Raw genomic sequence first — 22,074 nt, 5'->3', positions numbered from 1 at the left:
GCGCGGCCGGCCCGTCAGCCCGCCGCGCCCCCTGTGCCGGTGGCTCCGTCCGGTTAGCCGGTCAGGTCAGCGGACCGTCCCACTGGCGAACTCGGGACCGCTCTGCAGGCTCAGCAGGCGCGTCAGGTTCACCGGGAACAGCGCCGTCTGACCGCCGAGGCTGAGGGTCACGCCTGCGGCCGGAGTCCGGGTCAGCCGCGCCGAGGCGCCCGGCAGGTCACTCAGGGCCGCCAGCGGCACGAACGCGGCCCGGTCGAAGGTACGGACGGTGATGGGCAGCGCCTGCCCCTGCACGCGCACGGTGGCGGTCCGCACGGTCACGTTGCCCACGTCGAGCCGCAGGGCGCCGGCCACCTCGGTCAGCGGGAGGAACAGCTGACCGTCGGCCACGCGCGCCTTCTGCCCGGCCGCCGCCGCGTACTGCGCCGGTGTGAGTGCCGGTACAGGCGCCGGTTGAGCTGGCTGCGTCGGCTGGGTGGTCGGGGCCGGCTGGCTGGGCTGGGCCGGTTGAGCGGGGTGCGCCGGAGCGGTCGTGGCTGCCGTGCTGGGCTTCAGGGCGGCCAGGACCGCGCTGGCCGCCTCCCGCCGGGCCTGGGTCTGCGCCTGCAACTCGACCGGCGTGGGCACGCGCCCCACCGGGTTCGGCGCGCCGTGGAAGGTCGTCCAGGGCCCCACGGCCAGCGGCCGCTGCTTCTGCACGATGTTCAGGCCGCCGCCGTCCGTCACGAAATACAGGCTGCCCTGATCGCTGACGCTCAGGCCGGTGTCGATCTTCTTGCCGGTCTTGATCTGCCACAGGGCCTGACCGGCCTTGCCGATGGCGTGCACCGTGCCGCTCAGGTCCGGGACGAGCACGCTGCCGTCACTGAGTTCCACGGCGCTGCCCGCGATGCCGGCCCCGGCGCGGTAGGTCCACTCGGTCTCGCCGCTGGTGTTCACAGCGTACACGCTGCCGTCGTAGCTGCCCACCACGACCAGTCCGCCGCTCGTGATGATCGGGCTGGCATTCACGAACAGGCCGGTCAGCAGCGTCCATCTGGGCTTGCCGTCGGGCGCGACGGCGTGAATGCGGCGGTCGCTGCTGCCGAAGTACACGCTGCCGTCCGGGCCGACCGCCGGGGAGCTGAACACCAGCGATCCGGCCGCGTACGTCCACTTCAGCTGGCCGCCCGGCGTCAGGGCGTGCATGCGGTTGTTCTGCGCGCCGAAGTAGATCGTGCCGTCCGGGCCGATCGCGGGGCTGCTGAACACGGGCGCACCGACCTTGTACGTCCACAGCGGCTTCCCGGCGGCACTCAGGGCGTGGATGGTGCCGCCTGCCGTGGCGACGATCACGCTGCCGTCGATCCGCAGCGCGGGCGTGGCGAAGATGTCCCCGTCGAGCTTCTGCTTCCACAGCAGCTTCCCGCCGGGGTCGAGGGCGTAGACGGTGTCGTCGTAGGAGGCTGCGATGGTCACGCCCTGCGGCGTCACGACCGGGTAGGCGCGGCCGATGTCGCCCACCGGGAAGGCCCACTTCTCGCTGCCCTTGGAGTCGGTGCGGTGAATTTTGGCGTCGGACCCCACGAACGTGAGCTCGCCGTTCCCGGAGACGGTCACGCCGGAGATCACGCGCAGTTCCTTGAAGATGTCCACCTTCGGCGCGGTGAACTGAGGGACGGGTGAGGGGGCCGATTGGGCGCTGGCAGCGGAAATTCCAGCCAGAGTCATCAGGACGAGCGCAGGGAAAAAGTGGGTTTTACTCATTTTAGAATGGACTCCTTTACACACCCTTTACGGTGCTGTTCGCGGCGTGGACGAGCCCCAGGGTAGAGCCTAAGATGCGAACTGTTATGAAGAAGATTCTCATGCTGACCGCGTTCGCGCTGACCGGCCTCGCCGCCGCGCAGGACACCACCACGACCACCACCGAGACCACCACGACCACGACCACCGTCGCGGAACCCGTGAACGCCCCGGCGATGATGAGCGCAGGCGACAACTTCGCCAAGGCGCAGGAGTACGCCGTGCAGGCCGACGTGGCCTACCCCGTGCCCTTCTACGACCGCACGCTGTGGAAGGCCGCCGTGGACCACGCCTACTACGCCGCCAGCATGGAAGCCGGCAACCGCGACTACAACGCCTACCTGGCGCAGCTGTACACCAAGACCCAGTGGTGGATCAACGCCTACAACGCCTGGACCCGCCTGGGCGACCTGACCGACCAGGAAAAGCAGTGGGCCTCCCTGAGCGCCGCCAAACTCGCCTACCTCGCGCTGCAGCGCGGTGACAAGACCACCGCCCGCATGTACGTCGAGAAAGGCATGGCCTGGGCCGACAGCGCCAGCCTCCAGGCCATCATGAAGCGCCTGTAAACCAACCGCACAGCATGAGAGAGGGAGGCCCGGTCCGGCCTCCCCTTTCTCTTGTGTGCTGTCTCTCCTCTCAGGCGTAGACGCGCCGGTCATGGAGTGAGAAGAGCGGGCCGGCAGGGGGCTCGCCCCGCGTCCCGCTCCCCGCGCAACTGTCCCTTACTTCAGGGTGCGCAGCGTCTCGCGCATGATCTCCAGGCCCGTGGCGGCCTCCTCGCGGGTCAGGATCAGCGGCGGGCTGATGCGGATCACGGCCTCGCCGCAGTCGAGGTTCAGCAGGCCGCGCTCGAACATCGCCATGCTCGCCCGGTCACGCAGCGCGCCGTCCGGGCTGCCGTCCGGCTTCACGAACTCAAGACCGATGAACAGGCCACGCCCGCGCACGTCGCCCAGGAACGGGAATTCCGCCTGCATCTTCTTCAGCTCGCCCATGATGAACTCTCCCACCTGCGCGGCGTTGTCCATCAGGTTCGCGCCGCAGCCCGGATGCTGCACCCTGCCTTCCAGCAGGTCCAGCGTGGCGTGCGAGGCCGCCGCCGCCACCGGGTTCCCGCCGTACGTGCTGCCGTGCGACCCGACCGGCCACGTCATGACGCTCTCCTTGGCCAGCAGCGCGCCCAGCGGCATGCCCGACGCGATGCCCTTCGCGGACGTGATGATGTCTGGCTGCACGTCGAAATGCTGGAAGCTGAACATCTTCCCGGTGCGGCCCATCCCGGCCTGCACCTCATCAAAGATCAGCATGATGCCGTACTTGTCGCACAGCGCCCGCAGGCCCGGCAGGAAGTCCGCCGGGGGCACGATGTAACCGCCCTCGCCCTGCATGGGTTCCACGATGATCGCCGCGACCTCATCGGCGGGCAGGATGCCCACGAACAGGCTCTCGATGTGCTCCAGCACCGCCTGACCGCACGTCTCGGGCGTACTGCCCAGCGGCGGACGGAACGGGTTCGGGTACGGCACGTGGCTCACGGCGGGCAGCAGCGGCCCGAAGCCACGCTTGTACTTCGTCTTGCTGCCCGTCAGCGTGATCGCGCCGTACGTGCGCCCGTGGAAGCTGCCCATCGTGGAGATGATGTGCTGCCGCCCCGTGTGGTTGCGTGCCAGCTTCACGGCCGCCTCGACCGCCTCGGCGCCGCTGTTGCTGAAGAACACGCGCCACTTCTCGCCGGGCCGTTCGACATGCTTCACCAGCCGCTCGGCGAGGCTGGTCGTGATCTCCTGCGGGTAATCGGTGAGGCACACGTGTGTGAACTTCGTGATCTGCTCCTGCACCGCCTGCACCACATGCGGATGCGCGTGCCCGGTCGTGCTCACCGCGATCCCCGCGAAGAAATCCAGCATGGTGTTCCCGTCCACGTCTGTCAGCCACACGCCCTCACCGTGATCCGGCACGAACGGATACGGACGCATGTAGGACGTCGAGAGGTGCTGGCTGTCGCGCTCCATGATCGAAGCGGTCTTCGGGCCGGGCAGAGCGGTCTTCAGTTCAGGCTGACGGGGTTTAGGAAGGGTGGTCATGTTCACTCCTGTCATGGTTGAAAAATCAAGAGGTCGAAAAGTCGCAGAGTCCAAGAGTCTAAGAGGTAGGAGTCAGGCGCTTGATCAGGGTCATGAGTTTGGCCGAGAGTGTGTGTGCGTCCTGCCTGAGAGTCCGGGCCGCCTCTACATTGAGGAAACCCAACTGCTCTGCAATCTGCGCACCTGCCACCACTTCAAACAGAGATCCACGCGCGATCATCAGGTACCGCACCAGCTCCCGGTCGCCGCCGCGCCCCCGACCCTCTGCGATGTTCAGTGAGATGGACACGGCGGCGCATCTGATTGGTCAGACCGAACTTCTCCGTATCTGGGAACGTGGTGGTTGCCCGGTAGACCTGCGTGGCGTAGGCCACTGAGAGCTGATAGACGTCCAGCTGCTCGAACGGAAAGTAGGAGTCCACATCTTCACCTTAGACACTTCGACCCTCAGACCCTTGGACGCTGGTCAGTCGCCGCTGACGGGTTGTGCGGTCTGCGTCATGCCGTCTGGCGCGGTGTCGGTCGCGGCGCCGATGCCGTGGGCGGCCCATTTGTCCTCGCGGCTGTTGAGGCGGTGCTGGGTGGCGCCGGGGCGGTGGCGGGATTCGGCGAATTCCTTGGGTTCGATGCTGATGCGTTCGCCTTCCATCAGGCCGAAGATGCCGCTCTGACCGGGTTCCTTGCGCTGCCAGTCCTGGGGAACGAGCATGTCGGGGCCGGTGTAGTCGGTGGGTTCGCTGTACGCGGCGATGTAGCCTTCGAAGTTGCGCAGGATGAGCTTTTCTGGGCTGTGCGACAGGACGTAGTTGGGCGCGACGGGGATCTTGCCGCCGCCGCCGGGGGCGTCCACGACGTAGGTAGGGACCGAGTAGCCGCTGGTGTGGCCGCGGAGGCTTTCCATGATTTCCAGGCCCTTGCTGACGGTGGTGCGCAGGTGCCCGGCGCCGTGGACGAGGTCGCACTGGTAGATGTAGTAGGGGCGCACGCGGATCTTGACGAGTTCACGCACGAGTTTCTGCATGATGACGGGGTGGTCGTTCACGCCGCGCAGCAGCACGCTCTGGTTGCCCAGGGGCACGCCGGCGCGGGTGAGGCGGTCGCAGGCGTCGGCGACTTCCGGGGTGATTTCCTTGGGGTGGTTGACGTGGATGTTCATCCACACGGGGTGGTTCTCGGCGAGGACGTCGCAGAGTTCCTGCGTGACGCGCATGGGCATGAACACGGGGACGCGGGTGCCGATGCGGATGATCTCGATGTGCTCGATCTTGCGCAGTTCGGCCAGCAGGCGACCCAGGACTTTCGGGGCGAGGGTCAGGGGGTCACCGCCGGACAGCAGCACGTCGCGCACCTGGGGGGTGTTGCGCAGGTAGTTCAGCTGCTGCTCGTACTCGGCGGGGTTGAAGGTCTCGGTGGGGTCGCCCACGATGCGGCTGCGGGTGCAGTAGCGGCAGTAGCTGGCGCACTGCGTGGTGACGAGCATCAGCACGCGGTCCGGGTAGCGGTGCACGAGGCCGGGGACGGGGCTGTGCTTGTCCTCCGCCAGCGAGTCTTCCATCATGCTCGTGAACGGCTGGAGTTCTTCCTCGGTGGGAATCACCTGGCGCCTGACGGGGCAGGTGGGGTCGTCGCGGTCCATGAGGCTGGCGAAGTACGGCGTGATGTCCAGGCGGAAGATGCCCTCCGCGCTGGCGCCCTTGCGTTCGCTGTCGGTCAGGGTGAGGACTTCCTCGAGTTCGGCGACGCTGTTGATGCGGTTTTTCAGCTGCCATTTCCAGTCGTACCACTGCTCGTCGGGCACGTCGGCCCACTTGTCGGCGCGGTGGTTGCGGGGCAGCATCATCTGGCTGCGAAGGGTGGCCTGCGGGTGAATCGGCATGGGAGAACCTCCGGTGGTGCGGCGTGAACGGGTGAGACACAAATTGAGTGCTCCTTTATTGTCCGCGCTGTGCAGGCCGGATTGGAATGCGCGTCGCCTGTCAGGTGCGCGGGGCTCGCCGCACACGAAGCTCGCAAACGCCACCCACCACCTTCCAAATGCTAAGGTGGTGCGGATGAGACAGTCCGGCGGCCACCTCGACCCCCTCGACCACCGCATCCTGCAGGAACTCCAGACGGACTCCCGCCTGAGCATGCGCGAACTCGGCCGCCGCGTCGGCCTGAGCGCCCCCGCCGTCACCGAACGCGTCCGCCGCCTCGAAGACGCCGGCGTGATCCTCGGCTACGGCATCCGCGTCGCCAGCAAGCCGCTGGGCCGCACCATTACCGCGTTCATCGGCGTGCAGGATTCGGGCCGCAACGACCCCACCCTGGTCCGCTGGGCCACCAGACACGACGGCGTGCTGGAATGCCACAGCGTCACCGGGGACAACTCCTGCATCCTGAAAGTCGCCGTGCCGGACGTCGGCGCGCTGGAAAACATGCTGACCGAACTGATCAACATGGGCTTCACCTGCGACACCAGCATCGTCCTCAGCACCCCCCTGGAAGGCAAACTGCTCCTCCCCCCCAGTGAGCCTGATCAGCGCGGAGGATCTGCCCTTCGCCGCGCCGACTGGCACGCGGCTGAATTTTCTGGCCTGCCCACCTGATGTGGCGGCGCGGGCCTTCGTCACCGCGCAGACCGGACAGGGACACGCGTGCCACCTGCTCGATGGGCCATCCGAGGACGTTACGAGCAGCCTGGCCCGTTTGCGCCCACTCTCGTTCCTGGGGCAGCGACATCTCTTCTTCCCGACTGCCTCACCAGGGTGGACGGCGTACGTCAACAACTACCAGTTGGGCACGAATGCCCACAGCGTGATGCCCGGATTGGCTCGCACGCTGGGGTGCCATACTGTCCTCATAGAAGCGGTGCCCCACGGCACGAATGGAGAGGCGGCGGAAGCGCTGGGATGGACCATCCTCGCCCCGGAACTGCCCACGGGCCAGCGGTCCGTCGGCCTGCGCAATCACGGCGGCTTCTGGCGGTTCTGGCAGTTGGGCTGTCCGCTGGCATTCGAAGACGTGGGTCGCTACCGGTTTCGATCCCGGAAGCGCCGGTTTGATCTGCCGCTGCTCACGACCTATGCGGCAGCGCTGGAACTTCATCCCTTCCAGCCGCAGTTCTACCGGCCCGGCGGCCTACTGGTGACCTGCGGCGCACCCTCGTCCCGGTAAGCTGCCGTCATGTGGCCTGAGCTGCGGGAGCTGTTCGTGCGGGACCTCCGGAAGCTGATCGCGGAGTTGGAGGCGTACCCGGATGACGCGTCGGTGTGGCGGGTGCGGGGGGACATCGTGAATCCGGCGGGGACGCTGGCGCTGCACCTGATCGGGAACCTGTCGCAGTTCGTCGGCGCGGACCTGGGCGGCGTGACGTTCGTGCGGGACCGGGAGGCGGAGTTCGCGCGGCGGGACGTGCCCCGCGCGGACCTGATCGCGGGGTTGCGGGAGGTGTCGGCGCGGGTGGTGTCGGCCCTGGACGGTCTGGACGCGGCGCGGCTGGACGAGGTGAGTGCGCGGCAGTTGCCGGGCTTCCCGGAGGGCATGACCACCCGGTACTTCCTGCTTCACCTGTACGGGCACCTGAACTGGCACCTGGGGCAGGTGGATTACCACCGCCGGATGCTGGACTGAACGGCTATTTCACCTTGACGTAGGCGCTGTAGCTGCCGACGGACTGCATCCAGAGGATGCGCTGCCCGCCGCGTCCGGCCTCGAAGTAGGCGTTGTACACGCGGGGTTTGCCTTCGATATCGCTGAAGCTGATCTGCCAGTTGCTCTTCATGGCGTGCTTGCCGCTGGATCTGGCGCCGCTGAAGGTCTGCGCGCCGACGACACCGCTGGCCATGGCGAGGCTCCAGCGGTACGTGCCGGTTCCGGTGAACTCGAAGGTCTCGTTGCTGGAGAAGCCGGTGGCGCCGGCGCTGAGGCCGGTGAAGGCGTTCACCCACTGCGTGTACCCGCCCGCGTTGCTGCTCCAGGTGCCGGTGAGGTCGCTGGCGGCGACGGCGAAGCGGTTCAGGCCGCGCAGGTTCCGCAGGGGGCGCAGGAGGGCGTCGTCCACGCCATAGAACTGGGCGGGGTCCAGTCTGAAGTCCTTCAGGAAGGTGTCGCGGTCGGGGGTGACGATCTCGATCCAGCCGCTCTCGGCCTGCCGGAACAGCGCGACGTATACCCGCGCCCCGGTCTCCAGGCTGGTGGCGGTCCCGGCGGCGAGGTAGGGCCGTTCGAAGTTCAGGGTGTCGAAGTTCTGCGCGTAGCCCTGGAGGTCGCGGTAGCGGGGCGCGACGAGGGTGTTCCAGGCGGCGCGCAGTTCGGCGTCGGAGTCCGGGTTGTAGCTGGGGCCGCTGGGGTAGTGGAGGCGGACGGTGGTGGTGCCGCGCCGGGCGAGCACCCAGTCTTTCTGCACGACGGACACCCAGCCGTCGTCGAAGGTGGTGGTGTCGAACTTGAAACTGCTCTTCAGCGGCGCGGTGTTTAGGCTGCCCGCTGTGGGGGCTGGGGCGGGTTTCGGTGGGGTGGGCGCGGCTGTGGTCTGGGCGGTGGAGGCCTTCAGGCGCAGGGTGGTCAGGAACGTGTCGAACTGCTCCAGGCACTGTTCGTCGTTGCCGAGCATCAGGACACTCGCCGCCTGCCCGGCCGCGCTGAAGGTCGCCAGGACCGCCAGACTGGTGCCGCCCTCGTATGCGAAGTATGCGCCGCCCAGGTGGGTCTGCCAGCCATTGACCGGCTCGCCGCTCTCCTCCTCGGGGGCGTCGTCGGGCGCGTAGGGTGTCACGACCAGGGTGTTCCACTCGTTGCGGAAGTCCTGTGTCACGTTTCCGCTGCCTTTGGTGGCGGGGTACAGGTCGAAGAGGCAGTACTGCCCGCCTGCGGTGCGGCTCACGCGCGTGATCCCCTTCACGGTCGTCTGCGTCCAGCCGCTCGGGGGCGTGAAGGTGTACACGTCGAACGTGGCGGCGTGCGCGGCGGACAGGACGCTCAGGGCCAGCAGGGGCAGGTGGGCGGGGCGGATACGCATGCGGTGAACCTCCGTCAGTGGGGGGCGCGGACCGGGGGGACCCTCAGTATCGCCCACGCGGCCCCGGGGCTCCAGGCGGCCCATCGGGTAGACTGCGGGGCTGATGTCCGATGCCGCTGCCCCCACCGCTCTGCCGCCCCATTCCACCGGGATCACCCTGGTCGTCACCGAGCGCGTGCGCCGCTCGAAACTGGAGGCGTACGAGGCGTGGGCCCGCCGCCTGCACGCGGTGCAGGCCACCCAGCCGGGCTTCGTGGGCCTGCACGTCCTGCGGGACACGAACGGCCCGGTGGCGGAGTACGTGACGCTGGTGCGCTTCGCGTCCGCGCAGGCGCTGGAGGCGTGGCGGGCCACCCCGGCGTACCGCGAGGCGCTGGCGGAGCTGGACGACTTCACCGCCGACCAGGTCGAGTACCGCGAGGCGCAGGGTCTGGAGGCGTGGTTCGACCGGCCCGCGCGCCTGCCTGCCCCGCCGCTGTGGAAGAACGTCATCGTGGGGATCGTGGGCGTGTACCCGCTGATCATGCTGTTCGCCACGCTGCTGCGGCCCGTGACCGGCGAGTGGCCCGCGTGGGCGGCGACGCTGGCGACCGCGTCGCTGTCCACGCTGTTCCTGAACTGGCCGGTGCTGCCGTGGCTGTCGCGCCTGCTGCGCCCCTGGCTGTATCCCACCCAGCGCGGATGACCGCGGCAGAGGAGGCGGCCCCGGATACACCCTGGGGCCGCCTCTTCGTGGTGTCCGTCAGGTCCAGGTGCCGTTGACCTCACGGACGTGCAGGGTGGGGCCGTCCGCCGCGACGATCACGACCCGCGCGCCCTGCGGGGTGTCCGGGCCGGTGGCGCGCCACTCACTGTCCCCCACCCGCACGCGGCCGATGCCGTTCACGATGGGCGTGACGACTGTGACCGTCTGCCCCACCAGCCGGTGTGAGCCCTGGTTCACGCGGCCCGCCTCGGGCGAGTCCGGCAGCAGGCGCGTGACGTAGCGGCGGCCCAGCGTGACGGCCGCGACGCTCAGCGCGGCGAACAGCAGCAGCTGCACGGCGACCGGCAGGATCGGGAGCACGAACACCAGCAGGCCCAGCGCGAAGGCGGCCAGGGCCAGCCACACGAAGAAGATGCCGGGCGCGGCGACTTCCAGGATCAGCAGCAGCGCGCCCAGCACCCACCAGTGCCAGGACTGCACGCGTTCCAGGGTGGGCAGCCAGTCCACGGCGCTAGCCCTTGCGTCCGAAGGCGTCGCGCGCAATCTCCGCGACGCCCTGCAGGCTGCCCAGGATGCTCGTGGCTTCCAGCGGCAGGATCAGGGTCTTCTGGTTGGGGGCGCTGGCGATGTCCTTCAGGGCGTCCACGTAGCGCTGCGCGACGAAGTAGTTGATGGCCTGCACGTTCCCGGCGGCAATCGCGTCGCTGACCAGCCGGGTCGCCTCGGCCTCGGCCTGCGCGGCGCGTTCGCGGGCCTCGGCCTCCAGGAACGCCGCCTGCCGGCGCCCCTCGGCGGAGAGGATCTCGGCCTGCTTCTCGCCCTCGGCCTTCAGGATGGCGGCCTGCCGGAAGCCCTCGGCGTCGAGGATGTTGGCGCGTTTCTCGCGTTCGGCCTTCATCTGGCGGGCCATGCTGGCGACCAGATCGGCGGGCGGCTTGATGTCCTTCACCTCGATTCGCGTTGCTTTGACGCCCCACGGCTCGGTGGCCTCGTCCACGACCGTCAGGAGGCGCGCGTTGATCTGGTCGCGGTTTGAGAGCAGTTCGTCGAGGTCCATGCTGCCCATCACGGTGCGGATGTTCGTCATGGTGAGGTTCAGGATCGCCTGCTGGAGGTTGCTGACCTCGTAGCTGGCCTTGGCGGCGTCGAGCACCTGGTAGAACACCACGCCGTCCACGGTCACGAGGGCGTTGTCCTTGGTGATGACCTCCTGGCTGGGCACGTCGAGCACCTGTTCCATCATGTTCACGCGGCGGCCGATGCGGTCGATGTACGGAATGATGATGTTCAGCCCCGGCTTGAGTGTGCGCTGGAACTTCCCGAAGCGCTCTTGCGTCCACTCGCTGCCCTGCGGGACGCTCTTGACCCCGGCGAACAGCGTGATGATCACCAGCAGCAGCAGGACCATGACGAAAATGGTGAAACCCATGAAAGTGCCTCCCTTTACAGGGCAGTACGCGCCCCCGCCGGACCGGGTTCCCACGGCACGCTGAGCACCCCCAGCAGGGGCAGCTCCCGCCACAGCGGGTAGGGGTCCACGCCGCGCCGCGCCGCGACGAGCAGGCTGATGACCGTCCCGTGCGCCACGGCCGCCACGGTGGGCTGCGGGTTGGCGGCCATGACGGCGTTCACGACGTTCGTGAAGCGGGTGCAGGCATCCCGCGCGGTCTCCTCGCCGACCACCAGCCGGTCCGACTGCGCGAAGAACGCGTGGTACTCCGCCTGGAAGTCGGCCGGGTCGGCGTGAAAGCGGGCCGTGTAGCGCAGCTGCTCGTGCAGGCCGTGCATGGGCCGCAGCGGCACCACCAGCTGCCCGGCCAGCGCCTGCGCCGTCGCGTGCGCCTTGGGTTCCAGCGAGCACACGATCACGTCCGGGCGCGGGTCCAGCCGGTCGGCCAGGGCGGGCAGCTCGGTCAGGGCGTCCGGGGCCAGCGGCCACTCGTGCGCCGGGACGCCCGCCAGGAACTGCGGCTTGCCATGCTTGATCAGGTGCAGGGTGCGCGTCATGGTCGCAGCAGAGCACGCGCCCTGCCCGGCGGGCGTCTGCCGGATCGCGTAGATGGGGCGGCCGCCCACTCCCGGACGCGCCGCTAGACTCGCGGGGATGAGTGCGCCGCTGGTGGCCCTGAGGGACGTGGACGTGATCGCGGGTGGGGACACGCGCCTGCGCGGCGTGACGCTGGACGTGCCGCGCGGCGCGGCGCTGCGGCTGTGGGGGCCGAACGGGGGCGGCAAGACGACGCTGCTGCGCCTCCTGGCGGGTGAGGTGGCCCCGGTGCGTGGCGAGCGGGTGTACGGGCTGGGGGGCGGGGTGCAGCGGTCGGCGGTGCGGGTGCGGCGGTCGCTGCGGCTGGTGGGCCCGGACGCCGAGGCGTTCTACCTGACGCGCGAGTGGGTGCAGACCGTGCGGGACGTGCTCCTCGCGGCGCACAGCGGGGAGCGGTTGAACCTGTGGGAGGCCACACCGGGGGCGCAGGCGCGCGTGGCGGAGGTGGCGGCGCTGACCGGACTGGGGGCGCTGCTGGGCCGGGACGTGCGGACGCTGAGTCACGGGCAGCGGCGGCGGGTGATGCTGGGCGCGGCGCTGATGCCCGCGCCGGAGCTGCTGCTGCTGGACGAGTTCACGGACGGCCTGAGCCCGCAGGCGCGCGCGGAGCTGGGCGCGCTGATCGCGCGGGTGCACGCGTCGGGGGTGGGCGTGGTGCTCGCCACGCACCGCCCCGAGGAGGCCCCGGACCTGCCCTGGCGGACGCTACGGGTGGAGGGCGGCGTGGTGACCGAGGCCGCGCCGGACGGCGACGTCCCCTCCCCTGCCCTGGTGCTGCCGGGCGGGGTGGGTGGCGGTGAGGTGCTGGTGGACGTGCAGGACGCCGTGGTGTTCCGGGACGGGCACCGGGCGCTGGGGCCGCTGAGCTGGACGTGGCACTCGGGGAGCACTGGCTGGTGACCGGGAAGAACGGCAGCGGCAAGAGCACCCTGGCGCGCCTGATCGCCGGGGAGCTGCACTCCGCGCTGGGCGGGCGCGTCCAGCGGCCCTTCCTGGGGCGCGACCTGCTGACCGAACGCCGCGCGCAGATCGGGCTGGTCAGCGCGGAGCTGGGCATCCGGCAGCGGCGCGACTGGACGGGCCGCGAGGTGATCGGCAGCGCCTGGAGCGGCGCGGAGGGCTTCAGCCCGGACCTGACACCGGACCAGGCGCGCACCGTGGAGGAGCTGGCGGCGCATCTCGCCCTGACCGACCTGCTGGACCGGGGCGCCGAGTCGCTGTCGCAGGGGCAGCTGCGGCGCCTGCTGCTGGCCCGCGCGGTGGCGCACCGGCCCCGCCTGCTGATCCTCGACGAGGGCCTGGATTTCCTGGACGCCGCCTCGCGCGCCGCGTTCCTGACGCTGCTGCCCGGTCTGGCCCGCGAGGGCACGCACGTGCTGATGATCGCGCACCGCGCCTCGGACGCCCCGGCGGGCCTCACCCACCACCTGCATCTCGGTGGCGGTCAGGTGGCCTTCTCACGCGCCCTGCGGTCAGACTCGGCTCACCTTCAGGCTCTACCCTGACGCTCATGAAGCGCGCCTGCCTGCTCGCCCCGCTGCTCCTCGCGGCCCTGAGCCTCACCCCCGCCCACGCCCAGGGCACCGCCACCCCGCCTGCCGCCACGCCTGCCCAGGCCACGCCCGCGGCGACGACGGGGACGCGCACGGTCGAGGCCGTGACCGCCACCAGCGCCAAGGGCTACTCGATCCGCGTGCCCGCCGGCTGGATTCCGCTGAAGAACGTCCCCGGCGCGGACGTGGCCTTCATCAACCGCGACGCGGGGACCGTGCGCCCCACCGTGACCGTGCAGGTGCAGGACGTGGACCCCAAGCTGAAGGCCACCCTGGCGGACTTCCGCGACCTGTTCGCCTCGCAGCTCGGTAAGGACGTGCCCAAGTTCAGGATGCTGGGCGAGAAGACCGTCAAGCTGGGCAGCACGCCCGCGATCCTCTGGTCGTACCTGGGGGACGGCGAGGGCGGCATGGTCCGCTGGACGCAGGTGTTCACCGTGAAGAACAACCGCCTGTTCACCGCGACCCTCGTGCAGCCCAGCGGCACCACCGCCGAGCAGATCGAGGAAGGCCGCGCGATCCTCACCAGCCTGACCCTGAAGTAAGGCCCGACGAGACCGCGACCGCCCTGAACGTGGCGGTCGCGGTCTTCTGTCATACGGATTCCGTCTGTTTCGTTAACAACCCGGAAGGACACCGGGTTGCCAACTCCACGCCCGGAACCCGTTTCTCTCCTGCTTGCTCCGCTCGGGTTGAAAGTTTTTGCAAACCTTTTAACCGGAGTCCGTATTACAGCGCGTGGACGATGTCGCGGGTGGCCGGGTACAGCTCGCGGTACAGGCCGTACAGGCGGTCGTACTCGGCGCGGGTGGCGGCATCGGGCGTGACGGGCGGGCCGGGCTGCACCCAGCGGTCCAGATCGGCGCGGGTGAGCACCCCGGCGGCCAGCCCGGCCAGGAACGCGTCCCCGTAGCTGGCGCCGACGGTCACCCGCGGCACCTCCTGCACCTGCCCGGTGATGTCGGAAACGATCTGGAGCCACGTGCCGCCCTTCGTGCCGCCGCCCACGGCGACGACGCGCCGCACGTCCGCGCCCAGGTCGCGCAGCGCGTCGAGGTTGTGGCGGATGCCGAAGCCCACGCCCTCCAGCGCCGCGCGGAACAGGTGCGCGCGGGTGTGCGAGAGGGTCAGGCCCGCCACCACGCCGCGCGCCCGGGGGTCGTTGACCGGCGTGCGCTCGCCGCTGAAGTACGGGAGCATGAGCAGGCCGTCCGCGCCGGGCGGCAGGGCCGCTGCCTGCGTGAACAGCTCGTCGTAGGCGGCGGCGGTGCCCTGCTCGCGGGCGAACTCGTCCACGATCCAGCGGGTGAGGCTGCCGGTGGTGCTCATGCCCGCCGCGAGGTTCACCTGCCCCGCGAACGCGCCGCCCACCGACCACACGCGCGGGTCCGGGGTGGGGCTCTCCTGCGTGAGGATGAAGAAGGTGGACGACCCGTACATGACCATCAGGTCGCCGGGCCGCGCCGCGCCCACGCTGAGGCCCTCGGCCAGGGCGTCCACGGTGCCCACCGCGACGGGCGTGCCGGGCCGCAGGCCGGTTTCAGCGGCGGCCGCTGCCGTGACCTGCCCGGCCCGCTCGTCACTCCAGGCGAGGCGGGGCAGCACCTCCAGGCCGCGGTCGCCCAGCACCTCCGCAGCGAATTTGTCTGTCCAGGTGCGGGTGCGCGGGTCGTACAGCGGCATGACGTGCGCGCCGGTGTGGTGGTCGATGACGTGCTCGCCGGTGAGGCGGAACACGAGGTAACTGCCGGCACTGGTCAGGGTGCGCGCCCGCGCCCACACCTCGGGTTCCTGTTCGCGCAGCCAGCGGATCTTCGGGCCGGTCGCCTGACTCGTCAGGGCCATGCCACTGTGCGCGAGGATTGCTGCCTCGCCCAGTTCGGCGTTCAGCGCGTCGATCTGCGCCTGCGCGCGGGTGTCCACGCCGTACAGGATGCCGGGGCGCAGCGGCCGCCCCTCCGCGTCCAGCGGCAGCAGCGTGGGCCCGATCGCGCTGCACGCCACGCCCGCCACGCGTCCGGCCGTACCGGGTTCACGCAGCAGCGCCCGCAGGATCGTGACCACGTCCGCCCACCACACCGCGTCGGCGTCCTGTTCCACGTGCCCGTGCCGGGGCACCGAGATGCCGTGCGCCGCGACGTGCTGCGCCACGATCTGCCCGTCCAGCGTCGTGAGGACGCCCTTGCTGGAGTACGTACCGACATCCACCCCGATCAGGAGGTCCCGCGCCGGTTCAGCGGACATCGATCATGACCTTCATGGACGCGCGCTTCTCGCGGTCGGCGAAGGCGAACGCGTCGGGCGTCTGCGCGAACGGGAAGCGGTGCGTGACGAGCGCGTCCAGGTTCACGCGGCCACTCGCCGCAAGCTCGACGGCGGCCGGGTAGCAGTTCGCGTAGCGGAACACGCCGCGCAGCGTCACCTCACGGCTCGCGGCGCTCACGATGTCCAGGCTCACCTCCGGATCGGGCGGGAGGCCCACCAGCACGGCCACGCCGCCCGGTTTCGGCGCGGCCAGGGTCAGGCGCGTGGTGGGGAGGCTCCCGGCCGTCTCGAAGGCGACGTCCACCCCCGCGTGCGAGAGCGGCAGGCCGTCGCGCGCGGCGCACAGCTCGCGGATGGCGGCCAGCGCGTCCACACTCCGCGCGTTGAGGGTATGGGTGGCACCCACCTCGCGGGCCAGATCGAGCCGGAAGTCCTCCAGATCCACCGCGATGATTGTCGTCGCGCCCGCCGCGCGGGCCGCCATGACGGTCGTGCAGCCCACCGGCCCGGCGCCCAGCACCGCCACCGCGTGCCCGGGGCGCACGTCGCCCTTGCGGGCACCCCACAGGCCCACCGCCAGCGGTTCGAGCAGCGCCGCCGCGTCGTCACTGACACTGTCCGGCACCGGGTAAACGAAGTCATCGGGCCACAGCACGTACTCGGTCAGCGCGCCATCCACCGGGGGCGTCGCCATGAACGTCATGTCCGGGCAGAGGTTGTACGCCCCGCCGCGGCAGTACGCGCAGCGGCGGCACGGCACGCCGGGTTCCAGCGCCACGCGGTCACCGGGGCTCACGCGGGTCACGCCCGCGCCCACGGCGTCCACCACGCCGCTCACCTCGTGCCCCAGGACCAGCGGGCCGTTCACCACGAAGGGCCCGATCCGCCCGTGCGAGTAGTAGTGCACGTCGCTACCGCACACGCCGATCCGCGTGACCCGCACCCGCACCTCCCGCTCACCGGGCGCCGGCACCTCGCGCGACGTCCAGTCCAGCTGGCGCAGGCCGGTCAGGACGGAGGTTCTCGAACTCAGGGTCATGTCACTCCTTGAAAGGGTCGAAGGGTCGAGGGTCGAAGGGTCCAGGGGCGGTACTCGGACGCTTCGACCCTCATCTCGGTACCCGTGGGCTTTACCAGCAGGTGTAGCCGCCGTCGACGACCAGCGCGTGCCCGGTGACGAAACTCGCAGCTTCGGAGGCGAGGTACAGTACGGCCGGGGCGATCTCGGCGGGTTCCGCGAGGCGGCCCATCGGGGTTTCCTTCAGCCACGTCTCGCGCCATTCGGGGGTCTCCAGGCCGCGTCTGGTGAGGGGCGTGGCGGTGTAGCCGGGCGCGACGCAGTTCACGCGCACGCCGCGCGGCGCCCACTCGCCCGCCAGGGAGCGGGTGAGGTGGATCACGGCGGCCTTGCTGGCGTTGTACGCCGCCTGCGGCTGCGGGTGGTTGCTGATCAGGCCGCTCATGCTGGCGGTGGACACGATGCTGCCCTGGCCGCGCTCCAGCATGGCCCGGCCGAATTCCCGGCAGCACCAGTACACGCCGTTCAGATTCACGTCGATCACGCTGCGCCAGTCGTCGTCCGGGGTGGCCTCGGCGGGGGTGTTGCGGACGATCCCGGCGTTGTTCACGAGGATGTCCACGTCCGGAAGCCTGCGGGCCAGGGCGGCGACGGCGGCGGCGTCGGTGACGTTCAGCACCTCGAACTGCCCGGCCAGGGTCGCGGCGGCGGTCTGGCCCACGTTGGGGTTCAGGTCGGCGATGGTGACGCGCGCCCCGGCCTGCGCGAGGCCCCGGGCGATCTCGAAGCCGATGCCCTGCGCGCCCCCGGTGATCAGGGCGTGGCGGCCGTCCAGGCGGAAAAGGTCGAGGATGGTCATGCGTGTTCTCCTTGGGTGGGGGCAGCGTGCAGGGCGCGCAGCGCGCCGAGGGGGCCGTGGGCGGCCAGGGCGGCGCGGGCGTCCAGGTAGGCCTGCGCGAAGGCGGGCGCGGCGCTCAGGTCGCCGAACACGTCGGGCTGGTGCAGGAACGCGCCGGGCGTGACCTGATCGGCCAGGGCGGCGCGGGTGAGGTCGGCAGCGCGGACGTCGTCGAGCGCGTCGCCGCGCGTGGCGGCCTGCGCGACGTGGGCGCTCCAGGCGGCGACCACGAGGGCGCAGCGGCGCAGGTCCCCGCCCCGCGCGGCCTGTTCGCGAGCGACGGGCAGCAGGAATTTGGGGATGCGTTCGCTGCCGTCCACGATCAGGCGGGCCAGGGTGTCCTGAATGGCGGGGTTCGAGAAGCGCGCGATGAGGTCGTGGCTGTAGGCGCCCAGGTCGATGCCGGGGACGGGGCGCAGGGTGGGGCGGGCCTCGAAGGTCATGTAGTCGAGCAGGAACTGCGCGTAGTCGGGCTGCTGGCAGACCTCGTGCACGAACGTGTAGCCGTCCAGAAGCGCGGGGTAGCTCATGGCCTGATGCGCGGCGTTCAGGAGGCGCAGTTTCATGAGTTCGTACGGTTCGACGTCCGGGACGAGTTGCACGCCCACGTCCTCCAGTGGGGGGCGGCCGCAGGTGAAGTGGTCCTCGAGCACCCACTGCGTGAACGCCTCGGCGACCACCGGGCAGGCGTCCTGCACGCCGTACTCGCGCTCCAGATCGGCGCGCACGGCGTCCGTGGTGACCGGGGTGATGCGGTCGACCATGCTGTTCGGGAAGGCGACCTCGCGGTCGATCCAGTCGGCCAGTTCCGGGTCCCGGCGGCGGGCGAAGGCCGTCAGGACCCGGCGGGTGACGTGCCCGTTGCCCTGGATGTTGTCGCAGGACATGACCGTGAAGGGGCGCAGGCCGCGCTCGCGGCGGCGGCGCAGGCCCTCGGTCAGGAAGCCCAGGGTGCTGCGGGGCGCGGCGCCGGGCTGGAGGTCGTGCAGGACGTCCCCGCTGGGGTCGAACTCGCCGGTGGCGTTGTTCAGGCTGTAGCCGCCCTCGGTGACGGTTAGGGACACGATGCGCGTGGCGGGGTGCGCCAGCCGCTCGCAGACCGCCTCGGGGTCGTCCGGGGCGAACAGGTAGTCGTGCACGGCGCCGATCACGCGGGCCTCATGGTGGCCGTCCGGGGCGCGGGTCAGCAGGGTGTACAGGTGGTCCTGGGCGCGCAGCGCGTCACGCACCCGGGCGTCGCCGGGCAGGACGCCCACCCCGCAGACGGCCCAGTCGTGCGCCTGCCCCAGGTTGAGCAGCCGGTCGAGGTACATGGCCTGATGCGAGCGGTGGAAGGCACCCACGCCGAAGTGCACGATGCCGGTGCGCAGGCCGCGCGGGTCGTAGGTGGGCACCTGCACGCGCCCGGCCAGGGCGGGGAGGCTCGCGGCGCGCAGGGGGAGGCTGGCGGCGGCCACGGTCATTTCACCGCGCCGAAGCTCAGGCCGCGGACCAGCTGGCGCTGCGCGATCCAGCCGAAGATCAGGACCGGCAGGACGGTCAGGGTGGCGGCGGCGCTCATCTGCGCCCAGAACAGGCCCTCGCTGGTCTTGAACTGGCTGATGAACACGCTCAGGGGCGCAGCGTCGCTGTTCGTGAGGTTCAGGGCGAAGAACACCTCGTTCCACGCGAAGATCAGGCACAGCAGGGCGGTGGCGGCCATGCCGGGCGTGCTCAGCGGCAGCGCGATCCCGAAGAATTCCTGCCCGACCGAGGCGCCGTCCACCTTGGCGGCCTCGTAGATGGCGTAGGGGATCTCGGTCATGTAGGAGTGCATCATCCACACGACCAGCGGGAGGTTCATGGTGGTGTACATCAGGATCAGGCCGGGCAGCGTGTCGAGCAGGTGCAGGTTGCGGAAGATCAGGAACAGCGGCACGATCACGCCGACAGCAGGCATGAACTTGGTGGACAGCATCCAGGTCAGCACGCCCTGCGCGCGGCGGGTAGGGTACACGGCCAGCGCGAACGCGGCCGGGAGGCCCAGGATGAACGCCAGGACCGTGCTGCCCACCGCGGCGACCAGCGAGTTGCGCAGCGCCGGGAAGTAGCTGCCCAGCGCATGCCCGAAGTTCTCCAGGACGGGCGTGAACACGAACACGGGCGGGGTGGCGAAGGCCTGCGCCTCGGTCTTGAAGGCGGCCATGAACATCCACACGAGCGGGAACAGGAACGCGGCGGCGATCAGGTACGTGACGAGGGTCAGCAGCGCGTTTCTCAGTCGGATCTGGGCCTGCATGTCACTCTCCCCTGCCCGCGCGGGTCAGCAGCCGCAGCATGTAGGCGGCCAGGACGTTCGTGAGGATCACGGTCAGGACCCCGGCGGCGCTGGCCAGGCCGATGTTGTACTCCGCGAAGGCCTTCTGGTAGATGAAGTACGGCAGGTTCGTGGTGGCGATGCCGGGACCGCCGGACGTGGAGCCGTAGATCTCGCCGTACACCTGCAGCAGCGCGATGGTCTCCATCAGGACGACCACCTGGATCGCCTGCGTCCAGTGGGGCAGCACCACGAAGCGGAATTCCTGCCAGGGACTGGCGCCGTCCAGGCGGGCGGCCTCCAGCTGATCGTCGGGCAGGCTCTGCAGGCCGGTCAGGAGGATCAGCATGGCAAAGGGCGTCCATTCCCAGGTGATCATGGCGATCACGCTGGCCATCGGGTACTGCGCCAGCCAGTCGACCGGGTGCCCGCCCAGGCCGGTGACGACCCAGGAGAAGAACCCGAAGACGGGGTTCATGAGCATGTTCTTCCAGACGACGGCCGTCACGACCGGCATGATCAGGAACGAGCTGATCAGCAGGGTGCGCAGCAGCGCCCGGCCCGGGAAGTCGCGGTTCAGCAGCAGCGCCAGGGCCGCGCCGATGATCAGGGTCAGGATCAGGGTGCCGCCCGCCAGCACGACGGTGTTCCACAGGATGTGCAGGTTCTGCGGGTCGGTCAGGAGGTTCTGGTAGTTGGCGAAGCCCACGAAGGGGCGGCTGCCGGGAATGGCGAGGTTGTAGCGGAAGAACGAGTAGTACACCGTCATGAAGAACGGCACCTGGGTGGTCAGGATCAGGTACAGCATGGCGGGCCAGATCAGCGCGGCCGGGCTGAGCCTCAGGCCGCGTTTCGGGGCGGGGGCGCTGGTGGCGGGCGTGGTGGCGGCGGCGGTCATGAACTTCACCTCCTGTGAGGGCGGCGTGGACAAGCGACGTGGGGAGGCGAGGTCGTCGCCTCGGGCCTCCCCTGGGGTGCGCTGGGACTGCGGGTGGGGGTGAGGCGCGGCGCTGGAGGTCGCCGCGCCCCGCGTGGGGGCTTACTTCTGGTAGCCGCCTTCACGGGCGGTCTTGTTCGCGGCGTCCTGGCTGAGTTTCAGCGCCTGATCAACGGTGTACTGCCCGCTGAGCGCCCCGGCGAGGTACTGCCCGACCTGGGTGCCGAGCGCCTGGAATTCGGGGATGGCGACGTACTGCACGCCGGTGTAGGGCACGGGGTCCTTGGTGGCCTTGTTCACGTCGGCGGTGTTGATGCTGCTCAGCACCAGGCCGCTGAAGGCGCCGGCGGCTTTCTTGTAGTTGGCGTTCTGGTAGGTGCTTGTGCGGGTGCCGGGGGGCACGCTGGCCCAGGTGCCCTTGGTCTTCGCGACCAGGGCGATGTACTCCTGGCTGGTGGCCCAGGTCAGGAACTTGAAGGCGGCGTCTTCCTGCTTGGTGCTCTTGGGAATGGCGAGGTTCCAGCTCCAGTACCAGTTGTTGCCGCGCGCGGTGGTGCCGACCGGGGCCTTGGCGAAGCCGACCGACTTGGTGATCTTGGAGCTGCTGGGATCGCTCAGGAACCCGGCGGCGACGGTCGCGTCGACCCACATGCCGCACTTGCCCTGGCTCATCAGGGTGAGGTTCTCGGTGAAGCCGTTGCCGGTCGCGCCGGGAGGGCCGTACTTCTTGACGAGGTTCACGTAGAAGGTCATGGCGTTTTTCCAGGCGGGAGTGTTCAGCTGCGCCTGCCAGCCCTGGTCGAACCAGCGGCCGCCGAAGGTGTTGACCATGGTGGTGAACAGGGCCATGTTCTCGCCCCAGCCGGGCAGTCCGCGCAGGCACACGCCGTACACACCCTTGGCGGGGTTGTGGATCTTGCTGGCGAAGGTCTGGATCTGGGTCCAGGTGGGCTGGGCGGGCATGGTCAGCCCGGCGGCCTTGAAGAGATCCTTGTTGTAGTACGTCATGCTGCTCTCGGCGTAGAAGGGCACGGCGTACAGGCTGCCGCCGACGGTCAGGGCGCTGCGCACGCCGGGCAGGACGTCGGCGAGGTTGTAGCTCTTGACGATGTCCGGGTTCTTCCCGAACAGCGGGGTCAGCGGTTTGAGCCAGCCGTTCTTGGCCCAGATGGGCACCTCGTAGGCGCCGACGGTGGCGATGTCGAAGGAGCCGGCGCCGGAGGCGACGTCCAGGGTGATCTTCTGGCGCAGTTCGTTCTCGGGGAGGGTCACCCACTTGACCTGGATGTCGGGGTACTTCTTGTTGAACTCGGGGGTGAGTTTCTGCATGGTGACCATGTCCGGGTTGTTCACGGTGGCGACAGTGATGGTCACGGCGCTGGCCTGGCTGAGCAGGGCGGTCAGGGCGAGCAGGGCGAGTCGGTTCACGGGTGGTTCCTCCGGTGGGACAGGGCCCGGTCAGGGGCGGGGCGGACAGCAGCGG

At 69.8% G+C, this 22,074-nt stretch carries 21 protein-coding genes and 2 pseudogenes; 8 read left to right on the top strand and 15 right to left on the bottom strand.

Translation table 11 applies throughout. The features are described from left to right. Positions 1-66 precede the first annotated feature (66 nt). On the bottom strand, positions 67-1,710 hold the full coding sequence (locus AUC44_RS04425; RefSeq protein ID WP_082688944.1) for an outer membrane protein assembly factor BamB: 1,644 nt from the start codon (positions 1,708-1,710) through the stop codon (positions 67-69). 122 nt (positions 1,711-1,832) lie between these two features. Here AUC44_RS04425 and AUC44_RS04420 point away from each other — a divergent pair, with 122 nt between their 5' ends. Next, positions 1,833-2,354: a hypothetical protein gene (locus AUC44_RS04420; protein ID WP_229781204.1), complete on the top strand. Its 522-nt coding sequence runs from the start codon at positions 1,833-1,835 to the stop codon at positions 2,352-2,354. Positions 2,355-2,510: 156 nt separating this feature from the next. Here AUC44_RS04420 and AUC44_RS04415 read toward each other — a convergent pair whose 3' ends face one another. The 3 genes and pseudogenes from AUC44_RS04415 to kamA form a co-directional block, all read right to left on the bottom strand. Continuing rightward, positions 2,511-3,872 carry an acetyl ornithine aminotransferase family protein gene (locus tag AUC44_RS04415; RefSeq protein WP_062159678.1) on the bottom strand — a complete coding sequence of 454 codons (1,362 nt, stop codon included), beginning with the start codon at positions 3,870-3,872 and terminating at the stop codon, positions 2,511-2,513. Positions 3,873-3,930: 58 nt separating this feature from the next. Next, positions 3,931-4,246 (bottom strand): annotated as a pseudogene (locus AUC44_RS16785) (four helix bundle protein). Positions 4,247-4,338: 92 nt separating this feature from the next. Beyond that, complete coding sequence (gene kamA / locus AUC44_RS04405; protein WP_062157561.1) at positions 4,339-5,748, bottom strand: lysine 2,3-aminomutase; 1,410 nt, start codon at positions 5,746-5,748, stop codon at positions 4,339-4,341. A 175-nt stretch (positions 5,749-5,923) separates the two neighbouring features. Here kamA and AUC44_RS04400 point away from each other — a divergent pair. From AUC44_RS04400 to AUC44_RS04390, 3 genes and pseudogenes are all read left to right on the top strand, one after another. After that, positions 5,924-6,379 (top strand): annotated as a pseudogene (locus AUC44_RS04400) (Lrp/AsnC family transcriptional regulator); the annotation flags it as partial. Position 6,380: 1 nt separating this feature from the next. Further along, a complete protein-coding gene (locus tag AUC44_RS04395; RefSeq protein ID WP_157445164.1) occupies positions 6,381-7,028 on the top strand; it encodes a hypothetical protein in 648 nt (215 codons plus the stop codon). 9 nt (positions 7,029-7,037) lie between these two features. Continuing rightward, positions 7,038-7,484 carry a DinB family protein gene (locus AUC44_RS04390; RefSeq protein ID WP_062157559.1) on the top strand — a complete coding sequence of 149 codons (447 nt, stop codon included), beginning with the start codon at positions 7,038-7,040 and terminating at the stop codon, positions 7,482-7,484. A gap of 4 nt (positions 7,485-7,488) precedes the next feature. Here the strand turns inward: AUC44_RS04390 and AUC44_RS04385 are convergent, their stop codons facing one another. Beyond that, a complete protein-coding gene (locus tag AUC44_RS04385; RefSeq protein WP_062157558.1) occupies positions 7,489-8,871 on the bottom strand; it encodes a hypothetical protein in 1,383 nt (460 codons plus the stop codon). 103 nt (positions 8,872-8,974) lie between these two features. Between AUC44_RS04385 and AUC44_RS04380 the strand changes: the two genes are divergently transcribed. Then, the gene (locus AUC44_RS04380; RefSeq protein WP_062157557.1) at positions 8,975-9,556 is read left to right on the top strand and encodes an antibiotic biosynthesis monooxygenase; all 582 of its coding nucleotides are present in this window, start codon (positions 8,975-8,977) and stop codon (positions 9,554-9,556) included. Between the two features lie 57 nt (positions 9,557-9,613). Here AUC44_RS04380 and AUC44_RS04375 read toward each other — a convergent pair whose 3' ends face one another. Genes AUC44_RS04375 through AUC44_RS04365 form a run of 3 tightly spaced genes read right to left on the bottom strand, consistent with a single transcriptional unit; the run spans position 9,614 to position 11,584 of the window. Then, positions 9,614-10,084, bottom strand: a complete 471-nt coding sequence (locus AUC44_RS04375; RefSeq protein ID WP_062157556.1) for an NfeD family protein — start codon at positions 10,082-10,084, stop codon at positions 9,614-9,616. Between the two features lie 4 nt (positions 10,085-10,088). Continuing rightward, positions 10,089-11,006, bottom strand: coding sequence for an SPFH domain-containing protein (locus AUC44_RS04370; protein WP_062157555.1), 918 nt, complete (start codon positions 11,004-11,006; stop codon positions 10,089-10,091). 14 nt (positions 11,007-11,020) lie between these two features. Then, a complete protein-coding gene (locus AUC44_RS04365; RefSeq protein ID WP_062157554.1) occupies positions 11,021-11,584 on the bottom strand; it encodes a histidine phosphatase family protein in 564 nt (187 codons plus the stop codon). A 97-nt stretch (positions 11,585-11,681) separates the two neighbouring features. On the opposite strand from AUC44_RS04365, the gene AUC44_RS17005 reads away from it, so the two are divergent. The 3 genes from AUC44_RS17005 to AUC44_RS04355 are packed head-to-tail and all read left to right on the top strand — an operon-like array spanning position 11,682 to position 13,722. Then, positions 11,682-12,524, top strand: a complete 843-nt coding sequence (locus tag AUC44_RS17005) for an ATP-binding cassette domain-containing protein (RefSeq protein WP_231724525.1) — start codon at positions 11,682-11,684, stop codon at positions 12,522-12,524. Then, a complete protein-coding gene (locus AUC44_RS17000) occupies positions 12,497-13,129 on the top strand; it encodes an ATP-binding cassette domain-containing protein (RefSeq protein WP_231724524.1) in 633 nt (210 codons plus the stop codon). Before AUC44_RS17005 ends, AUC44_RS17000 begins: the two co-directional genes overlap by 28 nt. A gap of 5 nt (positions 13,130-13,134) precedes the next feature. Beyond that, on the top strand, positions 13,135-13,722 hold the full coding sequence (locus AUC44_RS04355) for a DcrB/PsbP domain-containing protein (RefSeq protein WP_062157553.1): 588 nt from the start codon (positions 13,135-13,137) through the stop codon (positions 13,720-13,722). 184 nt (positions 13,723-13,906) lie between these two features. Here the strand turns inward: AUC44_RS04355 and AUC44_RS04350 are convergent, their stop codons facing one another. The 7 genes from AUC44_RS04350 to AUC44_RS04320 form a co-directional block, all read right to left on the bottom strand. Next, complete coding sequence (locus tag AUC44_RS04350; protein ID WP_062157552.1) at positions 13,907-15,421, bottom strand: FGGY-family carbohydrate kinase; 1,515 nt, start codon at positions 15,419-15,421, stop codon at positions 13,907-13,909. Further along, on the bottom strand, positions 15,411-16,481 hold the full coding sequence (locus tag AUC44_RS04345) for an NAD(P)-dependent alcohol dehydrogenase (protein ID WP_062157551.1): 1,071 nt from the start codon (positions 16,479-16,481) through the stop codon (positions 15,411-15,413). The genes AUC44_RS04350 and AUC44_RS04345 overlap by 11 nt, the downstream gene beginning before the upstream one ends. Positions 16,482-16,572: 91 nt before the next feature. Then, a complete protein-coding gene (locus tag AUC44_RS04340) occupies positions 16,573-17,319 on the bottom strand; it encodes an SDR family NAD(P)-dependent oxidoreductase (RefSeq protein WP_062157550.1) in 747 nt (248 codons plus the stop codon). Further along, positions 17,316-18,821, bottom strand: coding sequence for a mannitol dehydrogenase family protein (locus AUC44_RS04335; RefSeq protein WP_062157549.1), 1,506 nt, complete (start codon positions 18,819-18,821; stop codon positions 17,316-17,318). The genes AUC44_RS04340 and AUC44_RS04335 overlap by 4 nt, the downstream gene beginning before the upstream one ends. Next, complete coding sequence (locus tag AUC44_RS04330) at positions 18,818-19,636, bottom strand: carbohydrate ABC transporter permease (RefSeq protein WP_062157548.1); 819 nt, start codon at positions 19,634-19,636, stop codon at positions 18,818-18,820. The genes AUC44_RS04335 and AUC44_RS04330 overlap by 4 nt, the downstream gene beginning before the upstream one ends. 1 nt (position 19,637) lies before the next feature. Further along, on the bottom strand, positions 19,638-20,552 hold the full coding sequence (locus tag AUC44_RS04325; RefSeq protein ID WP_062159677.1) for a carbohydrate ABC transporter permease: 915 nt from the start codon (positions 20,550-20,552) through the stop codon (positions 19,638-19,640). 141 nt (positions 20,553-20,693) lie between these two features. Then, positions 20,694-22,019, bottom strand: coding sequence for an ABC transporter substrate-binding protein (locus AUC44_RS04320; RefSeq protein WP_062157547.1), 1,326 nt, complete (start codon positions 22,017-22,019; stop codon positions 20,694-20,696). Positions 22,020-22,074 lie beyond the last annotated feature (55 nt).

This window comes from Deinococcus actinosclerus (genome assembly GCF_001507665.1).
Lineage (GTDB): Bacteria > Deinococcota > Deinococci > Deinococcales > Deinococcaceae > Deinococcus > Deinococcus actinosclerus.
Note: the sequence above shows the minus strand (reverse complement) of the source record. Positions and strands in the feature narration are given on the sequence as shown.

Coding starts and splice junctions, on each gene's coding strand:
- AUC44_RS04425 (WP_082688944.1), bottom strand. CDS start 1,710: ATGACTCTGGCTGGAATTTCCGCTGCCAGCGCCCAATCGGCCCCCTCA.
- AUC44_RS04420 (WP_229781204.1), top strand. CDS start 1,833: ATGAAGAAGATTCTCATGCTGACCGCGTTCGCGCTGACCGGCCTCGCC.
- AUC44_RS04415 (WP_062159678.1), bottom strand. CDS start 3,872: ATGACCACCCTTCCTAAACCCCGTCAGCCTGAACTGAAGACCGCTCTG.
- kamA (WP_062157561.1), bottom strand. CDS start 5,748: ATGCCGATTCACCCGCAGGCCACCCTTCGCAGCCAGATGATGCTGCCC.
- AUC44_RS04390 (WP_062157559.1), top strand. CDS start 7,038: ATGTGGCCTGAGCTGCGGGAGCTGTTCGTGCGGGACCTCCGGAAGCTG.
- AUC44_RS04385 (WP_062157558.1), bottom strand. CDS start 8,871: ATGCGTATCCGCCCCGCCCACCTGCCCCTGCTGGCCCTGAGCGTCCTG.
- AUC44_RS04380 (WP_062157557.1), top strand. CDS start 8,975: ATGTCCGATGCCGCTGCCCCCACCGCTCTGCCGCCCCATTCCACCGGG.
- AUC44_RS04370 (WP_062157555.1), bottom strand. CDS start 11,006: ATGGGTTTCACCATTTTCGTCATGGTCCTGCTGCTGCTGGTGATCATC.
- AUC44_RS04365 (WP_062157554.1), bottom strand. CDS start 11,584: ATGACGCGCACCCTGCACCTGATCAAGCATGGCAAGCCGCAGTTCCTG.
- AUC44_RS17005 (WP_231724525.1), top strand. CDS start 11,682: ATGAGTGCGCCGCTGGTGGCCCTGAGGGACGTGGACGTGATCGCGGGT.
- AUC44_RS04355 (WP_062157553.1), top strand. CDS start 13,135: ATGAAGCGCGCCTGCCTGCTCGCCCCGCTGCTCCTCGCGGCCCTGAGC.
- AUC44_RS04350 (WP_062157552.1), bottom strand. CDS start 15,421: ATGTCCGCTGAACCGGCGCGGGACCTCCTGATCGGGGTGGATGTCGGT.
- AUC44_RS04345 (WP_062157551.1), bottom strand. CDS start 16,481: ATGACCCTGAGTTCGAGAACCTCCGTCCTGACCGGCCTGCGCCAGCTG.
- AUC44_RS04340 (WP_062157550.1), bottom strand. CDS start 17,319: ATGACCATCCTCGACCTTTTCCGCCTGGACGGCCGCCACGCCCTGATC.
- AUC44_RS04335 (WP_062157549.1), bottom strand. CDS start 18,821: ATGACCGTGGCCGCCGCCAGCCTCCCCCTGCGCGCCGCGAGCCTCCCC.
- AUC44_RS04330 (WP_062157548.1), bottom strand. CDS start 19,636: ATGCAGGCCCAGATCCGACTGAGAAACGCGCTGCTGACCCTCGTCACG.
- AUC44_RS04325 (WP_062159677.1), bottom strand. CDS start 20,552: ATGACCGCCGCCGCCACCACGCCCGCCACCAGCGCCCCCGCCCCGAAA.